19 protein-coding genes and 1 pseudogene are annotated in these 26,224 nt (G+C 60.7%); 10 read left to right on the plus strand and 10 right to left on the minus strand.

From position 1 onward, the window contains the following. Positions 1-98 precede the first annotated feature (98 nt). Both WG907_RS06640 and WG907_RS06645 read right to left on the minus strand, forming a co-directional pair. Entirely contained in the window at positions 99-1,529 is a 1,431-nt protein-coding gene (locus WG907_RS06640) for a CYTH and CHAD domain-containing protein (RefSeq protein WP_340231963.1), read from the minus strand. A gap of 66 nt (positions 1,530-1,595) precedes the next feature. After that, positions 1,596-2,921: a methyl-accepting chemotaxis protein gene (locus WG907_RS06645; protein WP_340231964.1), complete on the minus strand. Its 1,326-nt coding sequence runs from the start codon at positions 2,919-2,921 to the stop codon at positions 1,596-1,598. 257 nt (positions 2,922-3,178) lie between these two features. Between WG907_RS06645 and WG907_RS06650 the strand changes: the two genes are divergently transcribed. The 3 genes from WG907_RS06650 to WG907_RS06660 all read left to right on the plus strand — a co-directional run bounded on the left by WG907_RS06650 (position 3,179) and on the right by WG907_RS06660 (position 10,348). After that, positions 3,179-5,728: a TonB-dependent receptor gene (locus WG907_RS06650; RefSeq protein ID WP_340231965.1), complete on the plus strand. Its 2,550-nt coding sequence runs from the start codon at positions 3,179-3,181 to the stop codon at positions 5,726-5,728. Positions 5,729-6,602: 874 nt separating this feature from the next. Then, positions 6,603-8,885 carry a TonB-dependent receptor gene (locus WG907_RS06655; RefSeq protein ID WP_340231966.1) on the plus strand — a complete coding sequence of 761 codons (2,283 nt, stop codon included), beginning with the start codon at positions 6,603-6,605 and terminating at the stop codon, positions 8,883-8,885. 104 nt (positions 8,886-8,989) lie between these two features. Next, on the plus strand, positions 8,990-10,348 hold the full coding sequence (locus WG907_RS06660; protein ID WP_340231968.1) for an alkaline phosphatase family protein: 1,359 nt from the start codon (positions 8,990-8,992) through the stop codon (positions 10,346-10,348). A 58-nt stretch (positions 10,349-10,406) separates the two neighbouring features. Here the strand turns inward: WG907_RS06660 and WG907_RS06665 are convergent. Together WG907_RS06665 and WG907_RS06670 are read right to left on the minus strand one after the other, a co-directional pair. Next, positions 10,407-10,572, minus strand: a pseudogene (locus WG907_RS06665) (IS3 family transposase); the annotation flags it as partial. A gap of 571 nt (positions 10,573-11,143) precedes the next feature. Then, entirely contained in the window at positions 11,144-11,896 is a 753-nt protein-coding gene (locus WG907_RS06670; protein WP_340231969.1) for an SDR family NAD(P)-dependent oxidoreductase, read from the minus strand. Between the two features lie 115 nt (positions 11,897-12,011). On the opposite strand from WG907_RS06670, the gene WG907_RS06675 reads away from it, so the two are divergent. Next, on the plus strand, positions 12,012-12,914 hold the full coding sequence (locus tag WG907_RS06675) for a LysR family transcriptional regulator (protein ID WP_340231970.1): 903 nt from the start codon (positions 12,012-12,014) through the stop codon (positions 12,912-12,914). Positions 12,915-13,068: 154 nt separating this feature from the next. Here the strand turns inward: WG907_RS06675 and WG907_RS06680 are convergent, their stop codons facing one another. Together WG907_RS06680 and WG907_RS06685 are read right to left on the minus strand one after the other, a co-directional pair. After that, entirely contained in the window at positions 13,069-13,389 is a 321-nt protein-coding gene (locus WG907_RS06680) for a hypothetical protein (RefSeq protein ID WP_340231971.1), read from the minus strand. A 57-nt stretch (positions 13,390-13,446) separates the two neighbouring features. Continuing rightward, positions 13,447-14,277, minus strand: a complete 831-nt coding sequence (locus WG907_RS06685; protein WP_340231973.1) for a 23S rRNA (adenine(2030)-N(6))-methyltransferase RlmJ — start codon at positions 14,275-14,277, stop codon at positions 13,447-13,449. A gap of 393 nt (positions 14,278-14,670) precedes the next feature. On the opposite strand from WG907_RS06685, the gene WG907_RS06690 reads away from it, so the two are divergent. Together WG907_RS06690 and WG907_RS06695 are read left to right on the plus strand one after the other, a co-directional pair. Beyond that, the gene (locus tag WG907_RS06690; RefSeq protein WP_340231974.1) at positions 14,671-15,765 is read left to right on the plus strand and encodes a glycosyltransferase family 4 protein; all 1,095 of its coding nucleotides are present in this window, start codon (positions 14,671-14,673) and stop codon (positions 15,763-15,765) included. Between the two features lie 8 nt (positions 15,766-15,773). Further along, entirely contained in the window at positions 15,774-17,990 is a 2,217-nt protein-coding gene (locus WG907_RS06695) for an amylo-alpha-1,6-glucosidase (RefSeq protein ID WP_340231976.1), read from the plus strand. A gap of 240 nt (positions 17,991-18,230) precedes the next feature. Here the strand turns inward: WG907_RS06695 and WG907_RS06700 are convergent, their stop codons facing one another. Next, positions 18,231-18,893 (minus strand): hypothetical protein, encoded by a 663-nt coding sequence (locus WG907_RS06700; protein ID WP_340231977.1) that lies wholly within the window; start codon positions 18,891-18,893, stop codon positions 18,231-18,233. A gap of 523 nt (positions 18,894-19,416) precedes the next feature. Beyond that, on the minus strand, positions 19,417-20,049 hold the full coding sequence (locus WG907_RS06705) for a tyrosine-type recombinase/integrase (protein WP_340231979.1): 633 nt from the start codon (positions 20,047-20,049) through the stop codon (positions 19,417-19,419). Positions 20,050-20,257: 208 nt separating this feature from the next. Between WG907_RS06705 and WG907_RS06710 the strand changes: the two genes are divergently transcribed. From WG907_RS06710 to WG907_RS06720, 3 genes are all read left to right on the plus strand, one after another. Beyond that, entirely contained in the window at positions 20,258-20,890 is a 633-nt protein-coding gene (locus tag WG907_RS06710) for a DUF1326 domain-containing protein (protein ID WP_340231980.1), read from the plus strand. Between the two features lie 7 nt (positions 20,891-20,897). Then, positions 20,898-21,743: a DUF2182 domain-containing protein gene (locus tag WG907_RS06715; protein WP_340231981.1), complete on the plus strand. Its 846-nt coding sequence runs from the start codon at positions 20,898-20,900 to the stop codon at positions 21,741-21,743. 531 nt (positions 21,744-22,274) lie between these two features. Next, positions 22,275-23,312 carry an extracellular catalytic domain type 1 short-chain-length polyhydroxyalkanoate depolymerase gene (locus tag WG907_RS06720; protein WP_340231982.1) on the plus strand — a complete coding sequence of 346 codons (1,038 nt, stop codon included), beginning with the start codon at positions 22,275-22,277 and terminating at the stop codon, positions 23,310-23,312. A gap of 293 nt (positions 23,313-23,605) precedes the next feature. Here the strand turns inward: WG907_RS06720 and WG907_RS06725 are convergent, their stop codons facing one another. Further along, positions 23,606-24,394 (minus strand): nuclear transport factor 2 family protein, encoded by a 789-nt coding sequence (locus tag WG907_RS06725; RefSeq protein ID WP_340231984.1) that lies wholly within the window; start codon positions 24,392-24,394, stop codon positions 23,606-23,608. Beyond that, positions 24,391-24,861, minus strand: a complete 471-nt coding sequence (locus WG907_RS06730) for a cupin domain-containing protein (protein ID WP_340231985.1) — start codon at positions 24,859-24,861, stop codon at positions 24,391-24,393. Before WG907_RS06730 ends, WG907_RS06725 begins: the two co-directional genes overlap by 4 nt. Positions 24,862-24,954: 93 nt before the next feature. On the opposite strand from WG907_RS06730, the gene WG907_RS06735 reads away from it, so the two are divergent. Continuing rightward, complete coding sequence (locus WG907_RS06735; RefSeq protein WP_340231986.1) at positions 24,955-26,103, plus strand: citrate synthase; 1,149 nt, start codon at positions 24,955-24,957, stop codon at positions 26,101-26,103. Positions 26,104-26,224: the final 121 nt, after the last annotated feature.

The following is a 26,224-nucleotide window of genomic DNA, read 5'->3' on the forward strand; positions in this document are numbered from 1 at the left end:
GCGATGCTGGCCGATGGTGGAATCTCCATCTAGCCTAGCGTTTCGCAATGTCCGTTAGCACTGAGCGTTTCGCCCACCGCGGCGCGAACCGGCGGTTATCAGCGCCAGAATTTCCCCGCCTTAACCAAGTCTGCATGCGACCGAGCTGCGGCCGCCAGCAGTTTTAATTTGCGATCTGTCGGCACGAGGGCGGTAGGCGCGCTGTCTCCCAAGATGCCGACCTGGCGCAGGATATCGGGGCCAGACACTAGGTCGTTGATCGCGCCTAACTTGCTTTGTAACCGCTCGAGCGCCGCGAGAAAGTCCCGGCGGCGGCGCACTTGTCGCTTTCGAACGTACAGCGATCCAAAGAACTCGGCAGCATAGCGAAGCTTTTTCGCATCCTTGCGAACGGTGTGGCGTGTCTCGTCGTCCAGGCGGTCAAGGTGACGGCCGCGCTTTTTGACGCGCCTGCGCAGGCGGTGCAATGCCGCCGTGGCCAACGGAATGACAGCCACTTCGCTCGCCGTGGGGGGTATCGCGAGCCACTGCACCATATCCTGTACCAAGGCACGGACCCGTTCGGAGGTCAATGCCGCCTCCACATGCGAATAGGCTTCGTCACGCGCCGCTTCCAGCCGATGCTGCATCGTCTCCGCCGGGCGCTCCAACAGCACATCCAGATCCCGGGCCGTCCCCATCACTCTGGCCAACCATCGCAATTCGGTGCTCCACTGCATCGTCGGCGCGTCGATCAATGTAGTCCTGAATATCGACAGGGCCGAACGGAGGCGACGAATGGCTACCCGCGCCTGATGCAGCGCATCGACATCGCGGCTTTCCAGAAGCAGGCTTTCATTCAGCCGATAGTGGCGCAGACAGTTGTGCGCGATGCTCCGGAACGCCGCCGCTGCCGACAAGTCACCGGTCAGTTCAACAGGCTCGGCCTTATATCCTTTCCTCGCGGCGTCCAGCAGCAGATATCCGCGCTCGCACTTGCTCAACATCGCGGGACGTACCGGCACGATGGCATCGATCTTTCGCGCAAGAGCAAACAACGCCGCCCGATCGCCGGATTTCAGCTCCAGCTCCACCTCGCATATCTCGGTACGGCGATCGCCTGCTATCGCGGCTCCCCGGTCCAGTGCGAGTTCGATCTGCGAGCCCTGTTCCATCAACATCCAGCTGCGTCGATCGATGCGCACCGCAAACTGGGGCGAAATGCCAGTCATATATTCGCCCAGCAGGGGTTCGAGCGGCGTACCGGGCGTGCAAACGGGGATGTCGCTCGACACCGGCTGTTCCCATTCCCGGCGGCTGATCAGCCCGCCATGTCCTCCTCCGTTCGATTTGACGGTCTGAATTCGTTTGCGTCCGGTCTGGCGGATGCGGAGCGACACGCCGTGACGTAGCAAGGTCCGGTCCGGCGTATCGAAATACACGGCCCGTTGATCCACCTTGGTCATGGGCCCCGACAGCAGCGATGAAGCCTCGAGAAACGTGGCTGCGTCCGGCGATAATTCCAGCTTGAGTTCGACCTCCTCGTTCATGCCTCGCCTTTCAGTACGCCTTGTGGCTGTCGCTCACCTCTACACCCTGGGATGCTCGGCTGCCATTCATAGCGCGCGGATGACCTCCAGAAAGCCGGATAGCCGCGTTCGCATCGTTTGGGCGCGCACCGAAAGTACCTGCGCGAGGCCTTGCACATTCGCCGCGCCGGAGGCGGCAGCCATGGCGTTATGATGAATATCATCCGCATTGAGATGGATATGGTCGGTGGCGGCACTCGCGTCTTCGACATTGCGCGCGATGCCGAGTGTGGCGGCGCCCTGTTCGACCACCGCTGAGACGACCGAGGCGGATAGCGCCTCTGCGACCGCTATCGACTGACTGATCCGGCCATGACCTTGGAATACCGCTTCCGTTGCACCACCTATTTTTCTGACGCGCTCGGCAATTTCGGCGGCGGCGGCGCGGGTTTGGCTCGCGAGCGACTTGACTTCGGCCGCCACGACGGCAAATCCCTTTCCAGCCTCGCCCGCCCGCGCCGCTTCGATTGTCGCATTCAGGGCCAAGGTCGTCGTCGTGCGTCCGAGGCCATCGATCAGAAGGATCACTTCGCCGATCTCCTGCGCGGCGGTGTTGAGAAGCCGCGTCTGGCTTTCGTTGCCTGCGGCCTGGTCGGCAGCGTCGCGGATCGCCGCGCGGGCGTGCGCCACTTCCTGTTCAATGCCTTGCAGACTGTGCGCAAGCCCGCCCCCACGCTCGGCGACTTGAGCCATATTGGTAGCGGCCCGCGATGCGGCCGCCGCGACGGCACCAGACCGATCGCCATTCTCGGAAGCGCGATGCGCCATGTCCTGCGCTCCGTGGGACAATTCCCCGGCGATAGCGATCAGAGCGGACGCCAGCTCGTCTGCCTCCATACGGAATTGCTCACTCTCTGTTTCGATCTGTTGAATGCGGCGCGCCTTTTGGGTCGCGATCTCCACGTCGCGATGCGCCGCCAGTCGCAGCAGCACGGCATTGTCGACGACGCCTGAATAACGCCCCTGGCTTGTTACGATGAGCCCCTCGCTGTCCACGTCGCTGGCCGCATGGGCATCCAGTAGCGCCTCTGTCGACGCAGCGGCATCGACCGTTGTGCAAGGGCGAACATGTGTGCCCAGATAAGCACCATAGCTCGGGTTTTTGAGTAATGCATGTCCATAGGGGTTAAACAGGATCAGCCGCATGTCGCGTTCAAATATCGCGCCGATCGGCCGGGCTTCGTCATCCAAAACCGGCAACAGCCGCATCTGTGGATGGGCCTGAAACAACTCCAGCGCCTGCGCCAGTTGCGCGGCATGGGATATGCTGTGTCGATAGCTGATCGGAATGCTGGCTTGCACAGCCGAAGGCGTGACAAGCGGAACCATGATGTGACGGACAGAATGAGGCATGATATCTCCGCAGGCCGCGATAGATGCCAATAGTAAACGTCTCGTTAGGGATTTTTTACACTTTGGTTACAATGGTACTTCGAAATTCGTATCAAGACGCCGCGCGGGCTTTGACAATAAGAAAATGGGGATGCCCTTTCCCTGACCCGCTCAACCCATGTCATAGCAACGTAACGGAAACGTCGCCGAAACGGCATCATGCATCGACATAGCCACCCTGCTGCATTGCAATAAAAACATGCATTTTGGGGGCAAACATGATTCGACTGAACACGAGCCTGTTCGCGCTGACCGCTGCGCTGCTGGCTTCCGATGCCGCATCTGCGCAAGTCGCGGAAACCGACGCGAACGACGTGTCGGCAACCGGCGTTTCGGCGATCATCGTCACCGCCAAAACGACGCGCTCGGCCACCGCCTTGCCACAGAGCGAAATGCAGAAGATCCTGCCTGGCGTATCACCGCTCAAGGCGATCCAGACGCTGCCCGGCGTGCTCTATATAACGGCCGATCCCTGGGGCTATAACGAGCAGAATGCCCAGATTTTCATCCATGGCTTTGCCGGCAATCAGCTTGGCTACACGATGGACGGCATTCCGTTGGGCGACCAGAGCTACGGCAACTATAACGGCCTGTCTCCGCAGCGCGCGGTGATATCCGAAAATGTGGGCCGCGTCGTCGTTTCGACCGGCGCGGGCGATCTCGCCACGGCATCGAACAGCAATCTGGGCGGCACGGTCGAGACCTATTCGGCGGACCCGTTGGACACGCTGGGCATTCAGGCCGCGCAGACCGTTGGCAGCTACGGCACGTCGCGCACCTTTGTGCGCGTCGACAGCGGCAAGTTCGGCCCGAAGGGCGACAATTCAGCCTATATCTCCGGCGCCCGTCAGCGCGCCCGCGCCTGGGATTTCGACGGCATCCAGGGCGGATGGCAGGCCAATGCCAAGTTCGTGCATGACAGCGACATCGGCAAGATCACCGCCTATTTCGACTATAACGACATGACGCAGCCGAACGAGGACGCAACTGTGTTCTTCAAGCCCGCGGCCGGCGGCAGCGCCACCGCGATCCAGCTCTACACTCCCTACACCAAGCCGTTCTTCTATCCCGATTTCATCGCGTACCGGGCCGGCTATCTGACTCCGGCCGGCAATTCGCCGACGGCAGAGGGCAGCAATTACCGCAACTATTATTCGGACGCGCAGCGGACCGATTATCTGGGCTATCTTCGGTACGACGCGCCCCTGTCGGACAACATCCGCTGGTCGACCACCGCCTATTATCACCATAATGACGGTGCCGGCGTCGTCGCCGGCCCACTCGGCCAGTCGATCACGACCGCGCAGGCCTATCTCGATCCCGCTTATGCCACCCTGCCCGCAAACTGCCGCTTCACCGGTAACAACAACGGTAACAAGCCGGCTGCGTGTACTGCGCTGACCGCTGAGCAGGCCGCAGCGTCAGGCGCCGCGCTGGTCGCCGCCACCGGCGGTTCGGGCCTGATTACCCGCACCACCGAATATCGCATCGACCGCAAGGGCGTGACCTCGGCGCTCAACATCGACTTGGGTCCACACAAGATCGTGCTGGGCGGCTGGTTTGAACATAACAGCACGACGCAGTGGCGCCGCTGGTATGGCGTAGACGTCACTGATCCGCGATCGAGCACGCCCTATATCCGCCCTCTCGAGGTCGCTGACCCGCTGTTCACCCAATATCAGGGTGAAGCGAAGATCAACAACCTGCAACTTCATCTCCAGGACACTTGGCAGGTGACGCAGAAGCTGCTCGTCCAGGCCGGCTTCAAGACCAGCGCGCAGTGGGCGGACGGCCGCTTTCCGGTACAGCCGCGGGTTGGCTCGCTCGGCGGCACCACGGCGCTGCCGGAAGGCAAGATCAACACCAAGCGCTGGTTCCTGCCCGCCATCGGCGCGACCTACGACTTCAACGGCCACGAGCAGATCTATTTCAACGTCCAGAAGAATCTGCGGCAGTATCAAGCCTATCTGGCCGGCGGCGGCGGCCCCTGGTTCACCGGCAGTCAGGCGGCGTTCGACGCCTTCGCCGACGAAGGCAAGCCCGAGAGCAGCTGGACCTACGAGGCGGGCCTGCGCACGCGCCGCAGCTTCGGCAACGGCATCGGCTTGGACGCGCAGATCAACTATTATCATGTCGAGTTCAAGAACCGCCTGCTCGCCATACCGACCAACCCGGGCGGCATCGCCGGCAGCGGCATCACAGGGGGCACATCGACTCTGGTCAATGTTGGCAATGTCAAGACAGACGGCGTCGATGCGGCTTTCACCCTTCGCTTCGGACGCACATTCTCGCTCTACAACGCAGCGTCCTATAACCTGTCCAAATATCAGAACGACTATACGTCGACGGCGCTGGGCATCGGCGCGGCCAGCGACACCTGTATCGGCGGCTATCTTGTCGTCGGCGGTATCGTGCCGACGTGCGGCAAGCAGCTGCCCGGCACACCCAAATGGATGAACAAGACGATCGCGACATTGTCGGTCGGTCCGTTCGAGCTGCAGGGGATCGGCGATTTCGTCGGCCGCCGTTTCGCCACCTTCACCAACGACGCCAGCGTCAAATCCTATTTCCTGACCTCGCTGCGGGTCGCCGCAAGGGTTCTGGACGGCGTCCTGCCGCTGCGCAAGGTGGAGGTGTCGCTCAATGTGACGAATCTGACTGACAAGAAGGGCGTATCCACCCTGTCGATCGGATCGGCGACCAACAGCTATTCGGCCTATCCCATTGCGCCGCGTCAATGGTTCCTGACTTTGTCGGTCGCCTATTGAGCCCGTGATTTAGCGCGGTGGGGCAGCTGCAGCAAAAATTTTCGCCAGAAATTCCACGATTTGAGTAATTTATGCGAATTTGGCGGTCACCATGCAGAACAATTGATCCGTCTCCAGCTACGCCAGTCGCGCCGGAGAGCCGAGACATACGCACCATTCCAGTGGTGGGGCGTATGGCCCGAAAAAAATCTCGTGACCTTACTGTGGTCGCGTTGACCGACCCGGACGATGATCGTCGGCTCATCATCCTGGGCGCCAGCCGCAGCATGCTGATCGCGCAGGCCCGGATGATTGGCATCGCGGATCGGTCGATCTGCCAGGCTAAGTCGGAAATTTCTTTCCCTTTGTGGACATGCCGATCTGTCCATTCTCCCCTACTCTGGGAGAGGGCATCCAACGTCCTGTTGGAAGCAATGCGGCGCGCGTTACAGTCGCCCATCGCGCACGGCGGGCAACGCCTGCGCCCCGCTCAACGAGGGCAAATATGGCGCGTTGTTCGACCCTGCGGATCCGGACGACATGGTTCAGGCCGTGAGGGCGCAGCTAGACTCCACTACCAAGCGCCCCCCGAGGAGGGCATTGCCCGAGACATGATCTTGCCCGAAACCTTGAAGCCTGACGCATATCATTCGGACCAGTCTCGATGCACAGCGGAGCGCATCAGCCGCTCCAGATTGGCAAAGGCTGATTAATTACTGTCGTCGGTATCGCTTCATATGCGCAGCCACGACGCTCTTTTCATTCGCACGCGCTTAGAGGCCTCGTACTTCGAAACTGTCACGATCAAGTCTCCGTTTGGACACCGAAGTTACGCTGCGGCGCAACAATCACCGACTAACAGCCCGCTTGATCCAAAACGGACATGGGGGTTCCGATGCGTCTTTCCACTGCTATGTTGCTCGCTTCGACGGTGCTGGCCCCTTCGCCAGCCCTGGCTCAGTCGCCTGTTGCTGAAAGCGTCGGTGCGGCCGAGGCGGAAGCCGACATCGTCGTCTTCGGCCGGGGTGAAACCCGTCAGGTGCAGGAGATTACCGCCAAGGACATCATCACGCTGACACCCGGCTCTAGCCCGAACAAGGCAATCGAGAAACTGCCGAGCGTCAACGTCCAGGCATCGGATCCGTTCGGCAACTATGAATGGTCGACCCGCGTCACCATCCGCAGCTTCAGCCAGAGCCAGCTCGGTTTCAACTTCGACGGCATACCGCTTGGCGACATGAGCTATGGCAACCATAACGGCCTGCATGTCAGCCGCGCGATCAGCTCCGAGAATATCGGGACTGTTCGCGTGTCTCAGGGCGCGGGCGCGATCGACACGCAATCGACCAACAATCTGGGCGGCACGGTCGAATATTTCTCGATGGACCCGCTCGATCATTTCGACGTTCAGGCGAACGCGACCTACGGCAGCGACGACACGAAGCGCGGTTTCGTGCGCCTGAACGTCGGCAGCCCGAACGGTTTTCGCGGCTATGTCTCATACGGATACGGCTCGACCGACAAATATAGGGGCCATGGCAAGCAGGACCAGCATATGGTGAATGCCAAGGGCGTGCTGCCCGTTGGCGACGGCCAGATCGACGGCTGGTTCAGCTATTCCGACCGGCGCGAGCAGGACTATCAGGACATGTCGCTCGATATGCTCAAGCGCCTGGGTTACAAGTCGGATAACACCTATGGCGATTATGCGCTGGCGGTGCTGCTGGCCGATATTGGCAACAACCGTGGCGACACCGGGGCACCTGTCTCCAACGCGGCGGCGGGAACGGTCTATCCGGGCAATTACAAGTCGGTAGACGACGCCTATTATGACGCTTCGGGCCTTCGCAAGGACACGCTCGCTTCGCTCGGCTACAAGACGCCGATCGGCGAGAATGCCCATGTCGCGATCAAGGGCTATTATCATCATAATAAGGGCATGGGGCTGTGGGGCACGCCATACGTCCCCAGCCCGACCGGAGCGCCGATCTCCATCCGCACGACCGAATATGACATCGGCCGCTATGGCCTATTCGGTTTGGTCGATTTCAAGGCGGGCTTCAATACATTCACCGTGACCGGCTGGTACGAGCATAACAAGTTCAATCAGGCCCGCCGCTTTTACGCGCTGACCAGCCGCACTGATCCCGGCCGGTCTTTCCGCGACTATCCCAAAAACCCCTTCGCGACCCAGTGGAACTTCGACTATTTCACCAACACGCTGGAATATTCGGTGCGGGACGACATCGATCTGGGCCGGATAAAGATCAATGTCGGCTGGAAGGGCTATCAGGTCAAGAACCGGGCCGAAGCGATCATCAAATATGTCTATCCCGAAGGCCGATACAAGACCGAAGACTGGTTCCAGCCAAGCGTAGGCGCGGCCTTTAAGGCTAATGAAAACGCCGAGCTTTTCGCCAGCTTCAGCCAGGCCACCCGCGCCTTCCCGACGGTCAATGGTAGCATCTGGGGCACGACGCAGGCGGGCTTCGACGGCATCAAGGACAAGATCAAGCCGGAAACGTCGGATACCTATGAGATCGGCGCTCGTTACAATAAGCCTGATTTCAACGGTGTGCTGGGCGCTTATCTGGTGAACTTCCACGACCGGCTCCTGGGCGTTGCGAGTGGCCCGGGCATATTGGGCAATCCTTCGGTGCTGCAAAATGTCGGCGCGGTCCGCTCGATCGGTGTTGAAGCGGCCGCCGACTGGAAGATCACGCGGGAATTCGGCGTCTATCTATCCTACACTTATACCGACGCCACCTATCGCGACGATGTGTTCGACGGAGCGAACAAGCTGGTCGCCGCGATCAAAGGCCGGTCGGTGGTCGATACGCCCAAGCACATGATCCGCGGCGAATTAAACTATGACAATGACAAGCTATTCGGGCGGATCGGCGTGAACTATATGTCCAAGCGCTTTTTCACCTATACGAACGATCTGCTTGTTGTCGGTGATGGCAAGGGGTCGGTTCCTGGTCGCGCTATCGTGGATGCGACGCTCGGCTATCGTTTCACCGACAAGATCGAGGTTCAGCTCAACGCAAGCAACCTGTTCGACAAGCAGTATATCGGAACGATCAATTCGAACGGATACGGCAATATGGGCGATAACCAGACCCTGCTTGTCGGCGCGCCACAGCAGTTCTTCGCCACGCTGAAGGCCGGGTTCTGATCGGAACCAAGCCCCCCCATAGTGGGGCGGGCCGAGACCCGCCCCATCAGATGGCCGTGTTCCCGTGTCGAAGGGTAAGGTCTGCGCCGATCCGGAGGAATACTATGACCTTGAAAACCGCTCTGCTCACTGCCGCCGTCATTCTGGCCCCGGTCCCCGCCCTCGCTGAACCCGTCCTCTTCATCTCGATCGACGGACTGCGACCCGGCGATGTTCTGGAGGCAGACAAGCGCGGACTCAAAATCCCGAATCTGCGTCGCTTTCTGAAGGAAGGCGCTTACGCCTCGGCCGTCGTCGGCGTCCTTCCCACAGTCACCTATCCCAGTCACACGACGTTGATGACGGGCGCGTCGCCGGCTAGGCATGGTATCCTGTCCAACAACACGTTCGATCCGAAGCAGATTAATCAGGGCGGCTGGTATTGGTACGCCACCGACGTCAAGGTTCCGATGCTCTGGGAGGCTGCGAGCAAAGCGGGCCTGACCACGGGCAACATCCATTGGCCGGTCAGCGTTGCCGCCAGGGGCGTCACCTGGAACCTGCCGCAATATTGGCGTACCGGGCATGCCGACGACGTCAAACTGCTCGACGCCCTATCCACGCCTGGCCTGCGGGTTGAACTTGAGCAGGCGGTTGGGGAACCCTATGCTCAGGGCATCGATGAAACGGTGGAGAGCGACCAGAACCGGGGTAAATTCGCCGTAGCGCTGATTGACGCCCATCGGCCGGATTTTCTGACCGTTTACCTGACCGGGCTGGACCACGAACAGCATGCGAAGGGACCCGGTACCCCCGAGGCGCATGCCGTGTTGGAGAAGATCGACGCGATCGTCGGCGACCTGATGGCAGCGGAGACCAAGGCCCATCCTGACGCGGTGATCGCGCTGGCGAGCGATCACGGATTCGAGACGGTCGATCATTTCCTCAGTCTGCCCACAGCATTCATCGACGCCGGCCTGATTACGCTCGGCAAGGACGGTAAGGCGATCGCCAGTTGGGACGCGTTCCCCTGGTCGGCCGGGGCCTCCTCAGCGATCATCCTTGCCAGACCTGACGATATGGCTCTTGCAGCAAGGGTGAAGGCGCTACTCGAAAGGCTATCCACCGAACCCGTCAACGGCATCGACCGCGTCATCGGCAAAGCGGAGATTGCGAAAATGGGCGGCAATCCCGATGCGGCATTTTACGTCAATATGAAGCCCGGTTTTGTCACGGACATATTCCGCGGGGCGGGCGCGCCGCTGAATGGCCCGACGCCCGGCACCACCAAAGGCATGCACGGCTATTTCCCCGGAGCGCCGAACTTACGTTCGACCTTCCTGATCATGGGCAGGGGCGTGAAGGCGGGCAAGGACCTCGGCCTCATCGACATGCGTGCAATTGCACCGACGCTGGCCAAGATAATGGACACCAGACTGCTGCTGGACGCGGAACTGCCCGCATTGAATGTTAGTGACAAATAGGCGGGGCCGATGTCGTTGCAAAACCGGCGAGCGCGTACCGACTGATCTCTGCGAAGAAATTCAAAGCCCGGCCCCTCACCAGCGCTACGCATTCGCGCGTGTGGTCGTCGACCACGCACAGGTGCGGAGAAAGAGTCCAGCGACCAGCGCTGGTTCGGCCCATCCGGCAGTACCATCGGCACCCGCGTGCCCAGAGCCCGCTTTCGGCCGCCGCGGCGACGGACACGAGGCCGCACACGCTTGACTACGAGCTCGTCGCTAAGAGGCTGAAGCTCAAGCCGCACAACTGGGACACACGCCTTTGGTGGCTGCGGGCGGCGTATCGGGCGCTGCACGCCGAAGTGCCCGCTGATCTGGCGTAGGCTGGCGCTAAGCCGGGATATCCGTTTCCCGCAGTGCGACGTAACATGCAGGTTCACCCGCGAGTTTCAGAATCCACCAAAGTCCAACATGCCCGTTTCGGTATCGTTCTTGGCACGGTCGCGAGAGGTCGCTGGCCCTGGTTTCCCATCCGGAGCCTGCCGTCCTCCAGGCTGCCTGTCTTGCAGATACAAAGACACGATTATGCTTGGCGCGGAATGACAGCTCCCGATCGAATCGGCGGTTACGCGAAGCCTTTGCGGAGGGCCGCTTTGTCCCAAGCCCTGCCCATCACAGCCGACCCATCCCGGACGTCCAGCGAGCGATTTATCATTCCCAGCTGCGGTCAGTCCGGTTTCCCATTTCCCGCTGAGTTAATTGAGAGCCGGATAGCCTGCTGCGCGGTGCATACCATCCGGCCCGAGATATCGGCGTTCAGATCTGGGCCTGCCCGCCATCGACAAACAACTCGACGCCGTTGACGAAGCTGGCGTCATCCGAGGCGAGGAAAAGCACCGCCTTCGCAATTTCCTCTGGCTGGCCGATTCGGCCGGCGGGGATCAGGCTGGCCAGATAATCCTTCGTGCCCTTGGCCTGATCGCCGCTGCCGAACAGATGGTCGAGGCCTGCAGTATCCGTCACGCCAGGACTAATCGCATTCACCCGAATATGACGGTCCTTGAGATCGAGGATCCAGTTGCGCGCGAAGTTGCGGACCGCCGCTTTTGTCGCCGAATAGACGCTAAACGCAGGCGTGCCCGAAATGCTGGTGGTCGAGCTCGTCAGGATTACCGAGGCACCGTCCTTGAGGAGCGGCAGCGCCTTCTGCACCGTGAAGAGGACGCCCTTCACATTGGTGTCGAAAGTGGCCTGATAATGCTCCTCGGTGATCGAACCCAGGGGCGCCATTTCGCCGCCGCCCGCATTGGCGAAGACCACGTCGATCTGGCTGTGCTGCTGCTGGACGGCATCGTAGAGCCGGTCGATGTCGGCCAGTTGCGCCATGTCGCCGCGCACGCCCGTCACCCGGCCGCCGATCTGCTTGACCGCCGCATCCAACGCGTCCTGGCGTCGGCCGGTGATGAACACCAATGCGCCTTCCCCCGCGAAGGCCTTTGCGGTGGCGAGGCCGATGCCGCTGGTGCCGCCCGTCACCACTACGACCTTGTTGTCGAATTTGATCGTCATCGTCTGTCTCCTTTGAGGTTCCGGCGAAATGCCGGTGCCACTCGTAAATGCAGCGAGAACGATGATGCGGGTAGATGGCATATATGGCACTTAGCGTTCCATAGGAGGAACGACGATGCCGACAGATCTCAACGACTTCGCCTACTTTGCGGAGGTGGTCGCGCATGGCGGCTTTGCTGCGGCAGGCCGTGCCCTGCGCGAACCCAAGTCGAAACTCAGCCGACGCATCGCGGGACTAGAGGAGCGCCTGGGCCTGCGGCTGATCGAGCGATCCAGTCGGCGTTTTCGCGTGACCGACACCGGTCAGGCCTTTTACGAGCGATGCCGCGCCATGCTGGCGGAGGCGGAGCAGGCGGAGGCGCTGGTGATGCAGGCGCGGTCCGAGCCACATGGCCGCATCCGCTTCAGCTGCCCGACGGGCATGATCGAGGCCATATCCGGCCTGATGTCTTCCTTCCTCACCCGTTATCCCAAGGTGAGGCTCCAACTCGTGGCGACGGATCGCGCCGTCGACCTGATCGAGGAACGGATCGACCTTGCCCTGCGCGTGCGCGCCAGCCTTACCAGCGACGCCGCGCTCACGATGCGGTCGCTGGGGACATCGACCCGCATCCTCGTCGCCAGCCCCCAGATAGCGAACCAGGTGAGCAGCATCGATCAACTGGCCTCCCTCCCCGCACTGGCAACCCATGACGCGGGGGATGATCTCGAATGGCATCTGGAGGCGCAGGACGGGCGCAAGCATGTCGTCCGGATCGAACCCCGCATAGGCTGCACCGACATGGCCGCCGTGCGCAACGCCGCTATTGACGGTCTGGGAATTGCGATCTTACCCGATCATGTCTGTCGCGAGGCCCTACTTGCCGGCAGGCTTATCCATATCCTGCCCGACTGGCGGGGGCTGCAAGGGATAGTGCATCTCGTCTTCACAACACGCAGGGGCCTGCCGCCAGCCGTCCGTGCGCTGATCGATCATCTGGCGGCGGGTTTCCCGCGCGATATGGGAGCGCAACTTTGACGATGGCGGCCGGCGAGCAACTCCGACCCCTTGCAGTGGCTCGACACCAAAAGGTGGGATTGACTGATTCCCGGGCGCATCAGCGAATGAATGGTACGATGCCGACCGGCTCCCTTCTTATCTGTATGGCGGAGGATGCCCGATTTTCGTCCCTTCAGTCGCCGTTGGCATCAACCATGAAAACGGTGGTTTTACCTCGCGACATCGGATCCCATCCTGCTGACAATGCTGCCCGCACGCCTCGCGAAGCAATCGCGTCGTTGATATGCAGACGGCCTTTCGGCAATCCTTTCATCAGGCGCTTTGGCGCTGGAAATTCCAGTACTGCTTCACGTGGCATATCTTTCTGACGCAGGGAAACTGTCATGCCCTTCCAGCCATCGGAAGAGGACAATTGGGGTTCGGTGAGGAGTTCCCATTCATATTTAAACCCATCGATTTCAACGGTGCCGCTGCGGCCGGGTGCTTGAAACATGACATGCCTTTAGCATGCTGGTGGCCGCACTCCACCCGTCAAATGTGGGGGCTTATCTTAATCGCCCAGCCAACCGGATAGTATCTCGCCCTGATGCCCTTCTGGCGCCAACGCCGCGCGCAAAGCGTCCAACAGTGGCGGCAGTGCCTGCGTGAAAGCATAGGGCGGATTGACGATATAAAGGCCCGCGCCGTTATAGATGCCGGGTTGCTCGCTATCGTATAGCCAATGCTCCACCAGCAGCAATTTCGGGATGCCGATCTTGCGCAACTGCGCCTTCCACTGCGAATGCGTGGCGCGGTCTTTCAGCGGAAACCAGATAACCTGCACGCCATGCGCCCATTTGCGGTGAGCGGCGGCGAGGGCCGCGGTGATGCGCGCGCGTTCGTCCGGCTGCTCGTAGGGCGGATCGATTACCACCACGCCCCGCGCGGTGCGGGGCGGCACCATAGCCAGCCAAAATTCGTAGGCGTCGCGTTCATGCACGGCCGCGCTAGTGCCCCGCATGACGCCGCGCAGGGCGTAAGCGTCTTCCGGGTGCTTTTCGTTGAGGATCAGGAAATCCTGCGGGCGCAAAAGCTGCGCCAGAATCTGGGGCGAGCCGGGGTAAAGATGCGGTTCGCTACCCACATTCACCGCCTGCACGGCGGCCCGGTATTCCTCCAGCAAGGGCTGCGGGTCGGCGAAGACCCGCAGCACGCCACGTATGGCCTCGCCGGTGCGGTTGGCTTCATCGCCGCGAAGGTCGTAAAGCCCGCAGCCGGCATGGGTGTCGATCAGAGTCAGTGCGCCCTGCTTGTGCTGCAAAGCTCGCACCAAGGCAATCAGGAGGCTGTGCTTCACGACATCGGCGCTATTGCCAGCGTGAAAGGAATGGCGATAATTCATTGTGACTCAAAATTCTGAAAATTGGCCTTTACACGAGCGGCTAGGCCTTCTGCAAAGCGAAGCTATGGCCGCGCCGTTATCGCGGGGCGCGGAAGCCGAACGCGACGCGAAGCAATAAATCTGGTGCTGATATAGAGCCGGAAATGAACGGACCCAAATTGGCCGCTTAGCCGTTGATTGCCGTTCCTCAAGTGCAGACCAGCCGCTTCGCGTTCCAGCGGGAGCAAATGGCGGCTTGCCCGGCCGTTTACAATTATCCCCCAAGAAAGGTGACGAAAAACTGGGACAGAATATTTTCGTTCATGAAACTGCCCCGCGTTTGAATGCTTGTAGCGGTGCAGCCTGCCGCGGATGGGGGAACGGAGGCTCCACTCGTTCGAAAGGAGCGCCTGGATGAAGATTGCGCAAATCGCCCCGTTAGCTGAAAGCGTGCCACCAAAGCTTTATGGCGGCACCGAGCGTATTGTGTCTTATCTGACCGAAGAACTGGTTCGCCAGGGTCACGACGTCACCCTGTTCGCCAGCGGCGATTCACAGACCAGCGCCAAGTTGGTGCCGATCACGGACATGGCGCTGCGCCTCAACCCCGCTGTGGTCGACACCATCCCCTATCATATGATGATGCTCGAGCAGGTCCGGCGCCGCGCCAACGAATTCGACGCGCTGCATTTCCATATCGACATGTTGCACCTGCCGATGGTGCAGGATTTCATTGGGCGTACCCTGACCACACTGCACGGTCGCCTTGATCTGCCCGACCTGCCGCCATTCTACCGCACCTTTGCCGACCACAGCCTGGTTTCGATCTCCGACCATCAGCGCCTCCCCATGCCGCCGGTCAATTGGGGCGGAACCATCTATCATGGCCTGCCCGCCGACTTGCTGGCGCCGCGCTTGGGGGCGGGCGAGGATTATCTCGCTTTTCTCGGGCGTATCTCGCCGGAGAAGCGGCCGGATCGCGCGATCCGCATCGCCGCACGCGCGGGCCTAAAGCTCAAGATCGCCGCCAAGATCGATACCGTCGATCGCGGCTATTGGGAGCGCGAAATCGCGCCGCTGGTGGACCATTATCCAAATGTGGAATTCATCGGGGAGATCAACGAGCAGCAGAAGGCCCATTTCCTGGGCGAGGCGGCGGCGTTGCTGTTCCCCATTGACTGGCCCGAACCATTCGGCCTGGTAATGATCGAGGCGATGGCGTGCGCCACGCCGGTGATCGCCTTCCGCTGCGGATCGGTGCCCGAAGTGATCGAGCATGGCGTGTCCGGCTTCATCGTCGACAGCGAGGACGAGGCCGTAGCCGCCGTCGCGGCACTGCCGAATCTTGACCGGCGGCGGGTACGTGGCGCGTTCGACGCACGTTTCACGGCGCAGCGGATGGCGGCGGACTATGTCACCTTGTATCATGATCTGCCGGGCGCCCGTACCGACGCGGCCCGGCTGCGGCGCCAGCGGGGCTTGGAATCCGAATTGCAGATAGTCGCATAGGAGACGCCATGACCCTGAGCCAGCCCCAGCCCGACCTACCGGGTATTGCCGGAGGGCAAGTGCTATCCCAGGCGCAAACCCAATTCTTCATCCCGGCGACGGCCTCGCTCCACGAGCGCAGGCCGCGCACGCTCAAGCATGGCGACAGTTTCGCCGTGTTCGATCATAGCGGCGACGCGATTTCCGGACCCGGCAGTCCGGAGGGGCTCTATCATCGTGATACCCGTCATCTCTCCCACCTCTATCTCACCGTCAATGCGATGCGGCCGATCCTGCTCAGTTCCGCGCTGCGCGACGACAATGCGATGCTGACCTGCGATCTCGCCAATCCCGATTTCTTCGGGGACGACGGCCGGGTGGCGGTGGAACATGACCTTATCCACCTGCGTCGTACCCGTTTCCTGTGGAAAGACGCTTTGTATGAGCGCGTCACCATCCGCAACTTCGACACGGAAACGCGCCAAGTCAGCATCGACCTCAGCTTCGCGGCGGACTTCGCCGATCTGTTCGAAATACGCGGCATGACACGCCTGCGCCGCGGCACGATGCGCGACCCGCAGGTCGGTTCGTCTGATGTCCTGCTCGGCTATGTGGGACGCGACGATCACGAACGGCAGACGCATCTGCACTTCGACCCGATGCCCGATGAACTGACCGACAGCCATGCGCGGTTCGACGTGACCGTGCCGCCGGGCCAGCGCTGCGCATTGTTTACCCGCATCTGCTGCGAACGGTCCGAGGCAGCGGCGGCGCTCCCAAAGCAGTTCCTCAAGTCCCTGCGCGAGGCGATGGAGGCGCTGCGGGCGGCGCGCAGGCGCGGCGCGACGCTGCATTCGTCCAACGACCTGTTCAACGAGGTCGTCCGCCGGTCGGTCGCGGACATTTCGATGCTGTCGACCGACACCGAATATGGTCCCTATCCTTATGCGGGCATTCCCTGGTTCAGCACGGTGTTCGGGCGCGACGCCATCATCACCGCGCTCGAAACCCTCTGGATGGATCCAGCCATCAGTCGCGGCGTGCTCGGCTATCTTGCCGCGCATCAGGCCACCAGCTTCGACCCGGCGGCCGACGCCGAACCTGGCAAGATATTGCACGAGGTGCGCCATGGCGAAATGGCGGAACTGGGCGAGGTGCCGTTCCGCCATTATTATGGCAGCGTCGATTCCACGCCTCTGTTCGTGATGCTGGCGGGCGCCTACCTGGAGCGGACCGACGACGCCGCCTTCCTGACGACCATATTGCCACATATCGAAGCGGCGCTCGCCTGGATCGACACCCATGGCGATCGTGATGGCGATGGCTTCGTCGAATATGGTCGCCTGACCGACAAGGGCCTGCAAAATCAGGGCTGGAAGGACAGCCATGATTCCATCTTCCACGCCGACGGCACGCTCGCCCGGGGGCCGATCGCCCTCGCTGAGGTGCAGGCCTATGTTTATGGCGCATGGCAGGCGGCCGAAGCGCTGTTCGGTGCGATCGGCGACCATGCGCGCGCGGCCGACTATCGGGATCGCGCGGCACGGCTGCGCGATCGGTTCGATGCCGCCTTCTTCGACGCGGCGCTGGGCACCTATGTCCTCGCGCTCGATGGCGACAAACGGCCCTGCCGGGTGCGGTCCTCCAATGCGGGTCATGTCCTCTATACCGGCCTCGCGCGCGAGGAGCGGGTAGAGGCCGTCGTCCGCGCGCTGATGTCGCCCGCTTCCTTCTCCGGCTGGGGGGTGCGCACCATCGCCTCGACAGAGGCGCGCTATAATCCGATGAGCTATCATAATGGCTCCATCTGGCCCCACGACAATGCGCTGATCGCCGGCGGCTTCGCGCGTTATGGCTACCAGCGGGAGGCTGCGCAGATATTCGAGGGGCTGTTCGCCGCCGCCACCTATGTCGACATGATGCGCCTGCCCGAACTGTTCTGCGGCTTTCCCCGCCGTCGGTCGCAGGGACCGACCTTCTACCCGGTGGCTTGCAGTCCGCAGGCATGGTCGGCGGCCGCGCCGCTTGCGCTGATCCAGTCGAGCCTGGGGCTAAGATTCGATGTTGCGGCGGCGCAGATATCCTTTCACCAACCGAAGCTGCCGCATTTCCTCGAGAGCCTCATCATCAGCGATCTGCGCATCGGTTCGGACAAAGTTGATATCATGTTCGATCGCCTGGGCGATCAGGTCGTGGTCAAACCTATGAAGCATAGTGGCCGCGCTCGGATAATGACGATTGCTTGATGTATTACAAAAGCTGGCGACGAGCTGAAGCAGTCTGTATTGACAGCAGCCTTGCTGCACATACGACCCTTTGTGGCCGTTCAGGCGCGCATTTCCAATCCTCAAGTGCGGACCAGCCGGTTCCTTACCTCATAGCGGACTGGCAGCTGATGGGCAGGCCGCGCCGGTCGATGGCGCGGATGACGAACTTGGGTGGGAAGCGGACCGGCAGGTTTCAACACCTCAATATGCGAAAGCGGACTATCCGGCGTAAGCAAAATAAACCTTTCCTCGCGCAGGATCGACAATAGTTACACTTCCTCCACGCCCATATGAATAAAACGATCCCGCCTCCCGAATTGCGTGATTGGCCTCATCATCTCGCCCCGTCTCAACTGGGATGGAAAATCCATACGTATCGAGATATTCCCGGATAGTGACCGGGTGGCGATGTCGTTCTGCTTCGCTGTCATAATGGTGCCAGCGGTTTCGTGACCCCGTTTCGTCAACCGGCGTGGCATGCCAACTCGCTCTTCCGCCCGGTAACGCCTCACCCAGACGCGATCCCCTACTGCGCGCCCACTGAGCAGTGCCCTCAGTAAGACGATAGACAACAAAGCCCGTTTCGTTGTCTCCCGGCATGCCAATCCCACCGAACGAGTCTTCTAGGCGATATTCGATCCATGCGACATGCAAAGGGCTTGGAACCCTCGCTAGAACAAAGTGGAGCTCGTAGGCTTTGAACATCAGATAAGGCGACGCTATGACAGCTATACCGGCCAAAACTATCGCTATCCGCTTCGCGCGGTCTTCGTGTTGCGTGGCACGGAACTTACTACGAAGCAGAACCAAAAGTGCGCCAATTAAAATAAGTGGCGTCAACAGGATCAAAATAATCCCGAAAAAAATGGCGAAACCGGTCATAGACCGACTGTAGCTTTATACTCTTACCGAATTATTCCATTGAAAAATGATGTTTTAATCGATGCTCAATATGTCACCGAACATAATCAGCCACAGGACGTTCAATCTGGGGTGGCAGCTATGAACGGCCGCTTCTGAGTTCCTCCGAAAAGCCCTCATATGTAATAAAATGGTCATTTTGTGCGTGCTTCATATGACTACGATCGTGTTCAACACGCAAAACGTCGCTATGAAACCCATGATTGCAATCGCCAGAAGGCAGCCGCATGAGGTTGGGCGGGGGCTTGTTTTGTCGGACACGCCGCAGACTGAAAGAATGTCTGCTTTTCAGCAAGCGCATAGATGCCAGTGATGACCACAAATGGTCGACGGCCGACCGTCTGCTTTTCCATCGCGGGAATGAACACCTGAACCTGAACGATGATCGATTCCGGGAATTAAAAATGAGCCGCTGGCGGCGACAAAGGGCAAAATCTGTCACTTAGGCGGTCCTGGCTCCCCGCAACGTGAGGAGCAAGCCGATTTAGATTTCGGTGCCTTCTGCCAACGTTAAGGCATCCTCCACATCCACGCCGAGATATCGAACCGTACTTTCGATCTTCTTGTGCCCGAGCAGGATCTGGACGGCGCGCAGATTGCCGGTCGCCTTGTATATGATCGAGGCCTTCGTCCGCCGCAGCGAATGAGTACCGTAATCTTCGCTAGGCAAGCCAATTCCAGTGACCCATTCATCGACCAAGCGGGCGTATTGTCGGGTGCTTATGTGGGCCAAATGGCCTGTGCGGCTCGGAAAGGCATAATCTTCGAGAGAGCCGCCGCGCTGTTCAAGCCATTTGAGCAGGCTGGCGCGAGCATCGTCCATCAGCTCAAACTGGACTGGGCGGCCAGTCTTTTGCTGTACAACGGTGGCCCTGGTCCGAATTTTTCGATCACAACCAATGTCGCTGATCCGGATTTTTACCAGGTCACAGCCACGCAGTTTGCTGTCGATAGCCAAATCGAAAAGCGCTCGATCTCGAAGCCGCCCGTGCTGATCCAGAAAGAAACGGACTGCCCAGATCTGTCGGGGCTTGAGCGCCCGCTTCGCGCCAACTTTTCGTCCCGCGTTCCACGAAACTCGCTCGCGAGCGGCGGGATCGAATTCTGATAATCCCATAACACTTCTCCTACGGCCATGATGGCCAACGGAAAAACGCTTTAAAGGAAGGCCGACCCTTTGCCGTCACTCAGCCGCCAAAATTTGGATCTCAGGAACGGACAGTCCGCTCACTGCCTGACGTCCTCGCTAAGAAGGCTAGTCGTGCACTATTCCGTGCCAGTCGACGCTAAGCTATGCTGCCGACTTGCGTAGATGGAGTCGTGCGATGACGTCCTGGGAAATCAAAGGCCGTGAGCTCGTCAATTGCAGCTGCGACTATGGCTGCAACTGCCAGTTTACTGGACTTCCGGACAAGGGGCATTGCCATGCTGTCGCCGGCATTCAAATCGACGAAGGCTATCATGGCAACACGCGGCTCGACGGCCTGAAGGTCGCGGCTATCTTCAAATGGCCCGCTGCGATCCATGAAGGCAATGGCGAGGCGATCGCCTTTGTGGACGAGAGCGCGGATGCAGACCAGCGCAATGCTCTGCTGCGGATCATGACCGGCGCCGATACAGATCCGTTCGCGACCATGTTCGCGGTCTATGCCTCGACGGTTACCACAATGCATGCACCGGTGTTCACGCGGATAGGGTTGGACCTCGATATCGAGGGTCGCACCGGCCGGATCTGCGTCGACGACTATATCGACACGGTCGGCGAACCGCTGCGCGACAAGGTAAGCGGTGAGCCTACGCGTGCGCAGATCGTGCTGCCGGACGGGTTTGAATTTCTGATGGCAGACATCGGAAGTGCGTCCACCACCACCATGGGGCCGGTACGATTTGAAACCAAAGATACCTATGGCCAGTTCGCTCATCTCCATCTTAACCAGCACGGCACAATAAAGAGTTGACCGACGCTTGATCAAAAGGTCAGCCATCGAAAGCCTGCTGGCACGCGACCGAGCGATCGTGCTCACAGCGATCACCATCCTGTGTGTCCTCGCCTGGATCTATATCCTCAACGGTGCGAGCCTGGGAATAAGCGCCTGGGGCATGACAGAACTGGCACTGTTCCCGCACCGCTCCGCGTCAGCAATGGCAGGCATGGCAGGCATGCCCGTGACACCGCCGGACTTCAGGTGGAGTGCTGGTGATTGGGCGCTGATGATCGCTATGTGGTGGATGATGATGATCGCAATGATGACGCCGAGTGCGACACCAGCAATCCTCCTCTATGGCCGTGTTACGAGCCACGCGGCAACATCTGATCGAATCCGATCGCAGCTTGCCTCGACCGGCACGTTCGCGGCAGGATATCTACTCGTGTGGCTGGCCTTCTCTTTCGCTGCCGCTGCGGTCTACTGGTTCCTCCTTCGGGCGGGTAGCGTCTCGGCGGCGATAATGGGTTTGCAAAGCCGCTGGCTCTCTGCTGGCGTGTTGACTCTCGCTGGCGCGTATCAATTGTCGACCTTCAAGAGCGCCTGCCTTTCGCATTGTCGCTCGCCTGCAGATTTTCTGTCGCGGTACTGGCGCCCCGGGCTAAGCGGTGCGCTCAGGCTCGGTGTCCTCCACGGCGCCTATTGCGTAGGCTGCTGCTGGGCGTTGATGACGCTCTTGTTCGTCGGCGGAGTGATGAATCTCGCCTGGATCGCTGCGCTCAGCCTGATAGTGTTGGCCGAGAAGTTGCTTCCGGGTGGTCGTTGGCTGGGTCATGCCATGGGCGTTTTGCTGATCGCCTGGGGTATGACGACGCTCGCCTTCTAATGCGTGAAGGAAAGACCTGCGCCAGCCTTGACTCGTGAACAACGACCCATTGGGTCATTAAGCGCGCAGTTTCGGCTCCTCAGCAGCGGATGGTCTGCTAAGGCATGCGCCAGTCGCGCGCGCTGACCGCTGCGACCCGCATTCCCAGGTCGCCTGGAAGATACGACGAGGGCCTGATAGCTGCGCTGTGTTCCCGCGACCCCGGCAATGTCGACCATGGCGTCGAATGTTCGCAGCGGGCAAGCGGAATAGCCGGCTGTCGAAGCGCTGCCTCGCGTACTTCGGCCAATGCGGCCGGCCCCAGCTAAGCCCATTTTTCAGGCGGATCGCCGGTATCGCCTCACATTTCGGGTCGCTGGTCGATCCGGATTGCGCATTGGAAATCAGCCAAAGTCGTTCCACTGTCACAGTCGAGCCTCCGCCAGGTGACTCGAGTCCCCTGACCGTTCAGCCTTCCTAACAAGGCAGTATCGAAAGGATCGATACGGACCGCCGGTCGTTTGCGCTGGGAAACCGGCGGGCAGGAGAAGCATGGCCAATCTCGTGAGATCGTTCATAAAGGCCACACGCCTGGCACGAAAGGGCCGCCCCCTGTCCGCCGCATTCGCGCTAGGAGACGCCATGACCTCGGCTGACCATGCTGCACGAAAGGAAGCTGCTAAACCCAAACGCAGCCGATCTCAAAAATCCATCGTCCTCCCTCCACGGTCCAAGCCGGGTAGCTTCATCGCGGGCGATTTCCGCTGTTCAAAGGGCCAGCTCAGCTACAAGCTTTACACGCCGATTGGGTCGGCCCGTCGACGCATGCCGCTCGTCGTGATGCTACATGGCTGCTCACAGTCGGCAACGGACTTTGCTGCTGGCACGGGCATGAACGGCCTGGCCGACGAACTGGGTTTTCTGGTACTATATCCGCAGCAATCCCAAAGCGCGAACCTCGCTCGGTGCTGGAACTGGCACGCCCCCGCGAATCAAGCGCGAGGCAGCGGAGAGCCTGCAGTCATCGCCGCGCTCACCCGCCATGCGCTGGCGCTCGGGCGCGCCAATCCGGCGCGCGTTTATATCGCAGGGCTATCCGCTGGAGGGGCTGCCGCAGCCATCATCAGCGCGGCCTATCCTGATATATTCGTCGCCGTCGGCGTCCATTCCGGCGTTGCTCACGGCAATATTCGTTCCATGGGAGCGGCCATGTCGGCCATGCGAGGCGAGGCTCGTTCCACATCGACGGGGAAGGTGCGGCGCCCCCTTCCTATGATCGTCTTTCATGGGGATCATGACCGCGTCATCCATCCGTCCAATGCTAGCGTGTTCCTGCACAATCTGGAACGCTCCTTGCCCGGCCCGCTGGTCTCGCAATCGGTTTCTGGCAGGTCCGACAAAGGTCGTGACTTCACGCGAAAAATCTACAGGTCCAAATTCGGAAACATCGTCCTTGAAGACTGGACGGTGCATGGCAGCGGCCATGCCTGGTCCGGCGGACGCGTAACGGGATCCTACACTGACCCTGCCGGGCCGGACGCGTCGAGAGAGATGCTACGCTTTTTCCTCTCCCGAAGACGGCAAGCTTAGCAAAATCGACCCTTATACGACATACAGGCGCGGATTTTTGATTCCCGATTGCGGAACGTCCGGTTTCTGGCGGCTTTCCACCAATTTACGTCGTTTGCGCACAAGTGGAAAGCGATCGACTTTGCCGCTTTCACACTCTTGGGCGGGCCGCTTCCGCCCGACAAAGATCAGCACTCTTGCAAAGAAGAACCTATGCGCGACATCTGAACTCCGTCCCGATGTGTCGCTTCAAAACACGCTTCGTTTTCACGCGATCAGGGGCGCATCGGGCTGCGTCCAAGTGATCGCAGCAGTCATTGCCAGCATGCATACAACGCCTCCCCGCTGATCTTGCGTCCATCGATTAGGCGGAACAGTTCGCAGGCGCGTGTGGTCCTGCCGTTCAACTCGGCGAGATAGACTACCGCCATGCTCTGACGGGCCTCGTCGCATAGAACCTCCAGCAGCGTGAACTGCAGCGTTTCGATGCCGGCAATCGCGCGCATCCAGTAGTCGCGCAGCGCATCTACACCTACGATCTCCGCTGAACCGGTCGTCTTCTCCGCTACGGGACTGCGGAAACGTGCATTCGGGTGAAAGCTGGAGAGCACGGCCCCGACATCGCGACGGTTCCAGGCGGCGATCCACGCCCGCGCGCTTTCGATCATGGCCGTTTGCGACAGCGCGACCTCAGCCGGGACAAGGTCGCCTTTATGACAGACCACACCGATTTTGTTGCCGTCAAGGTCGCGGAAATAAGCTCCGTAGTAGTGCGGATGGTAATGGGGACGCAGCCCCGCCGGCCCCTCGCAGCCTCCGCCCAGCGAGAGTGCAAGATCGTAGGCCGCATCCACCGTATTCCGGTCGGGTGCGGTCAATGCCACCATTGCGCCGTTGCCGACCGAGTGGGGTGCACCGTCGAAGGGTTGCATGACGCCGAACAGCGGTCGCGCACCGGTCGGCGGCTGCCATAGCAGCTTGTCGGGCGAACCCTCGCTAAAGCGGCGACGCCACCCGAGCATCGCCAGGACCGGCGTGTAGAAGCTCTCGGCCTTCGCCATCCGATTGGTGCCTAGCACAATATGGGACAGCGCGGCGCTCACCAGGGTGTTCCGTCACGATGGACGAAGCGCCAACCGCCCTCATTCCACTCGGCAACCAGATCGTCATCGGGATAGCTGGCGCCATCCTCGGGATCACGGTCGCCCATCTCGAGGTAGCGGACGGGCGCGTCGGAGCGATTGACGAGGCAATGCGCCGGTCCAGTCGGAAGGAAGCCCACACACATGCCAGGCTCCAGCACACGCTCGTCCTTGTTCAGGAGTAGCACAGGCCGTCCCGTCAGCACGAACACGAACTCCTGTTGCTGGTTGTGCCGGTGCAGCAAGGCGGAACGCGCGCCAGGCGCCAGTTCAACCAGATTGACGCCGAAGCGCGTCAGTCCGAACGCCTCGCCCAACTGGCGCTTGGTCCGTCCCACCATGCGTGCGGCGAAGACTGGTGGGTAGTTCGACAGCTTCGCTCTGGGCGGGATGTCGAGTGCGGATAGAGGTTCACTCATGTGGGTCATATCTAAGGTCCGTGAAAGGAAACTCTGCCATAGCAGCAGGTGCGATAGACCGCTCTGGACCGCCCCAGGTCAATCTTGATAAAGATAATCAACATGAAGGATGACGACTGGATCAACGCTGCGGAAGCGTGCTGCCTGCTGGGGGTTCGCGCTCAGACGCTCTATGCCTATGCGAGCCGGAAACTGGTGCGAGCGGTTGCAGATCCTGCCGATGCGCGCCGTAGCCTCTACCGTCGCATGGACGTCGATGCGCTGGCCACACGGCAGGGGCGCAGCCGCAAGCTGGCTGACGTCGCGGTCGCTGCGATCGCCTGGGGAGAGCCTGTGCTCCAATCGGCGATCACAACCGTGCGCGACGGGCGCTTCTACTATCGTGGGCTCGATGCCGTGGAACTATCTGAAGGCGTCACTCTTGAGGGGGTGGCGAGTATCCTCATCGGAGCTGATCTGACGAAATTGAGGAGAGTCGTGCCACTGCCTCTCCCAACGGGTGCTACCCTGAACGAGCGCCTGTTCCAGACGCTGGCAATCCGAACGGCCGAGGCACCCATGGCCAGGGGCGCAACCGTTTCGGCGCTAGCGGAGGAGGCAGGGCAGCTCCTCAATCTCGTTGCCGATGCCATTGTCGGTGAGAGCGGTCATCGGCCGATCCACCTGCGCTTGGCCAAGGCTTGGGGCGTGGAGCGAGCCAACCCGGCGTGTGACGTCATCCGCCGGATTCTGGTACTTCTGGCCGACCATGAGTTGAACGCCTCCACTTTCGCGGCGCGGGTGACGGCGTCGACCGGCGCATCGCTGGCCGCCGCTCTCTTGTCGGGACTCGCCGCGCTATCCGGGCCGCGGCATGGCGGCATGGGTAAAGAGGTCAGAAACCTGCTCGAGGACTCAGAGAAAAGCGGGCCTTCTGCCACAGTCGCGTTGCGCTTGGCTGATGGCGGGACGTTACCGGGCTTTGGCCATCCCCTTTACCCTCAAGGAGACATACGGGCGGACGCCGTTCTGGGTCGGATCGACATACCTGACGCTCTCCGGCAGATTAAGGAGGTGGCCTGGGATCAGGCTGGTCTAGCGCCAAATATCGACTTTGCTCTGACGGCCGCAGGCATTGCCTGCGGACTGCCTAGTGATGCACCCTTTGCGCTGTTCGCCGCCGCCCGGTCCGCGGGATGGCTCGCCCATGCCATAGAGCAAAATGCAAGCGGCCAGCTTATACGCCCACGTGCCCGTTACATCAGACCGTGACGGCCCCGCCATTCATCCAATCAGCAGGTTGCACAACGTCCCACCCCTAAGGGCGGACTTACCAAAGCATGATGAGCATCGGCCGCTGGCGACCCTTACCGGCCGTTCAGCCAGAAGTTTT

It is taken from the genome of Sphingobium fluminis (genome assembly GCF_037723805.1).
GTDB lineage: Bacteria > Pseudomonadota > Alphaproteobacteria > Sphingomonadales > Sphingomonadaceae > Sphingobium.

What these genes read in the sequence shown, in the direction of transcription:
- WG907_RS06640 (WP_340231963.1), bottom strand. Translation starts at nt 1,529, where the DNA reads ATGAACGAGGAGGTCGAACTCAAGCTGGAATTATCGCCGGACGCAGCC.
- WG907_RS06645 (WP_340231964.1), bottom strand. Translation starts at nt 2,921, where the DNA reads ATGCCTCATTCTGTCCGTCACATCATGGTTCCGCTTGTCACGCCTTCG.
- WG907_RS06650 (WP_340231965.1), top strand. Translation starts at nt 3,179, where the DNA reads ATGATTCGACTGAACACGAGCCTGTTCGCGCTGACCGCTGCGCTGCTG.
- WG907_RS06655 (WP_340231966.1), top strand. Translation starts at nt 6,603, where the DNA reads ATGCGTCTTTCCACTGCTATGTTGCTCGCTTCGACGGTGCTGGCCCCT.
- WG907_RS06660 (WP_340231968.1), top strand. Translation starts at nt 8,990, where the DNA reads ATGACCTTGAAAACCGCTCTGCTCACTGCCGCCGTCATTCTGGCCCCG.
- WG907_RS06670 (WP_340231969.1), bottom strand. Translation starts at nt 11,896, where the DNA reads ATGACGATCAAATTCGACAACAAGGTCGTAGTGGTGACGGGCGGCACC.
- WG907_RS06675 (WP_340231970.1), top strand. Translation starts at nt 12,012, where the DNA reads ATGCCGACAGATCTCAACGACTTCGCCTACTTTGCGGAGGTGGTCGCG.
- WG907_RS06680 (WP_340231971.1), bottom strand. Translation starts at nt 13,389, where the DNA reads ATGTTTCAAGCACCCGGCCGCAGCGGCACCGTTGAAATCGATGGGTTT.
- WG907_RS06685 (WP_340231973.1), bottom strand. Translation starts at nt 14,277, where the DNA reads ATGAATTATCGCCATTCCTTTCACGCTGGCAATAGCGCCGATGTCGTG.
- WG907_RS06690 (WP_340231974.1), top strand. Translation starts at nt 14,671, where the DNA reads ATGAAGATTGCGCAAATCGCCCCGTTAGCTGAAAGCGTGCCACCAAAG.
- WG907_RS06695 (WP_340231976.1), top strand. Translation starts at nt 15,774, where the DNA reads ATGACCCTGAGCCAGCCCCAGCCCGACCTACCGGGTATTGCCGGAGGG.
- WG907_RS06700 (WP_340231977.1), bottom strand. Translation starts at nt 18,893, where the DNA reads ATGACCGGTTTCGCCATTTTTTTCGGGATTATTTTGATCCTGTTGACG.
- WG907_RS06705 (WP_340231979.1), bottom strand. Translation starts at nt 20,049, where the DNA reads ATGGGATTATCAGAATTCGATCCCGCCGCTCGCGAGCGAGTTTCGTGG.
- WG907_RS06710 (WP_340231980.1), top strand. Translation starts at nt 20,258, where the DNA reads ATGACGTCCTGGGAAATCAAAGGCCGTGAGCTCGTCAATTGCAGCTGC.
- WG907_RS06720 (WP_340231982.1), top strand. Translation starts at nt 22,275, where the DNA reads ATGGCCAATCTCGTGAGATCGTTCATAAAGGCCACACGCCTGGCACGA.
- WG907_RS06730 (WP_340231985.1), bottom strand. Translation starts at nt 24,861, where the DNA reads ATGACCCACATGAGTGAACCTCTATCCGCACTCGACATCCCGCCCAGA.
- WG907_RS06735 (WP_340231986.1), top strand. Translation starts at nt 24,955, where the DNA reads ATGAAGGATGACGACTGGATCAACGCTGCGGAAGCGTGCTGCCTGCTG.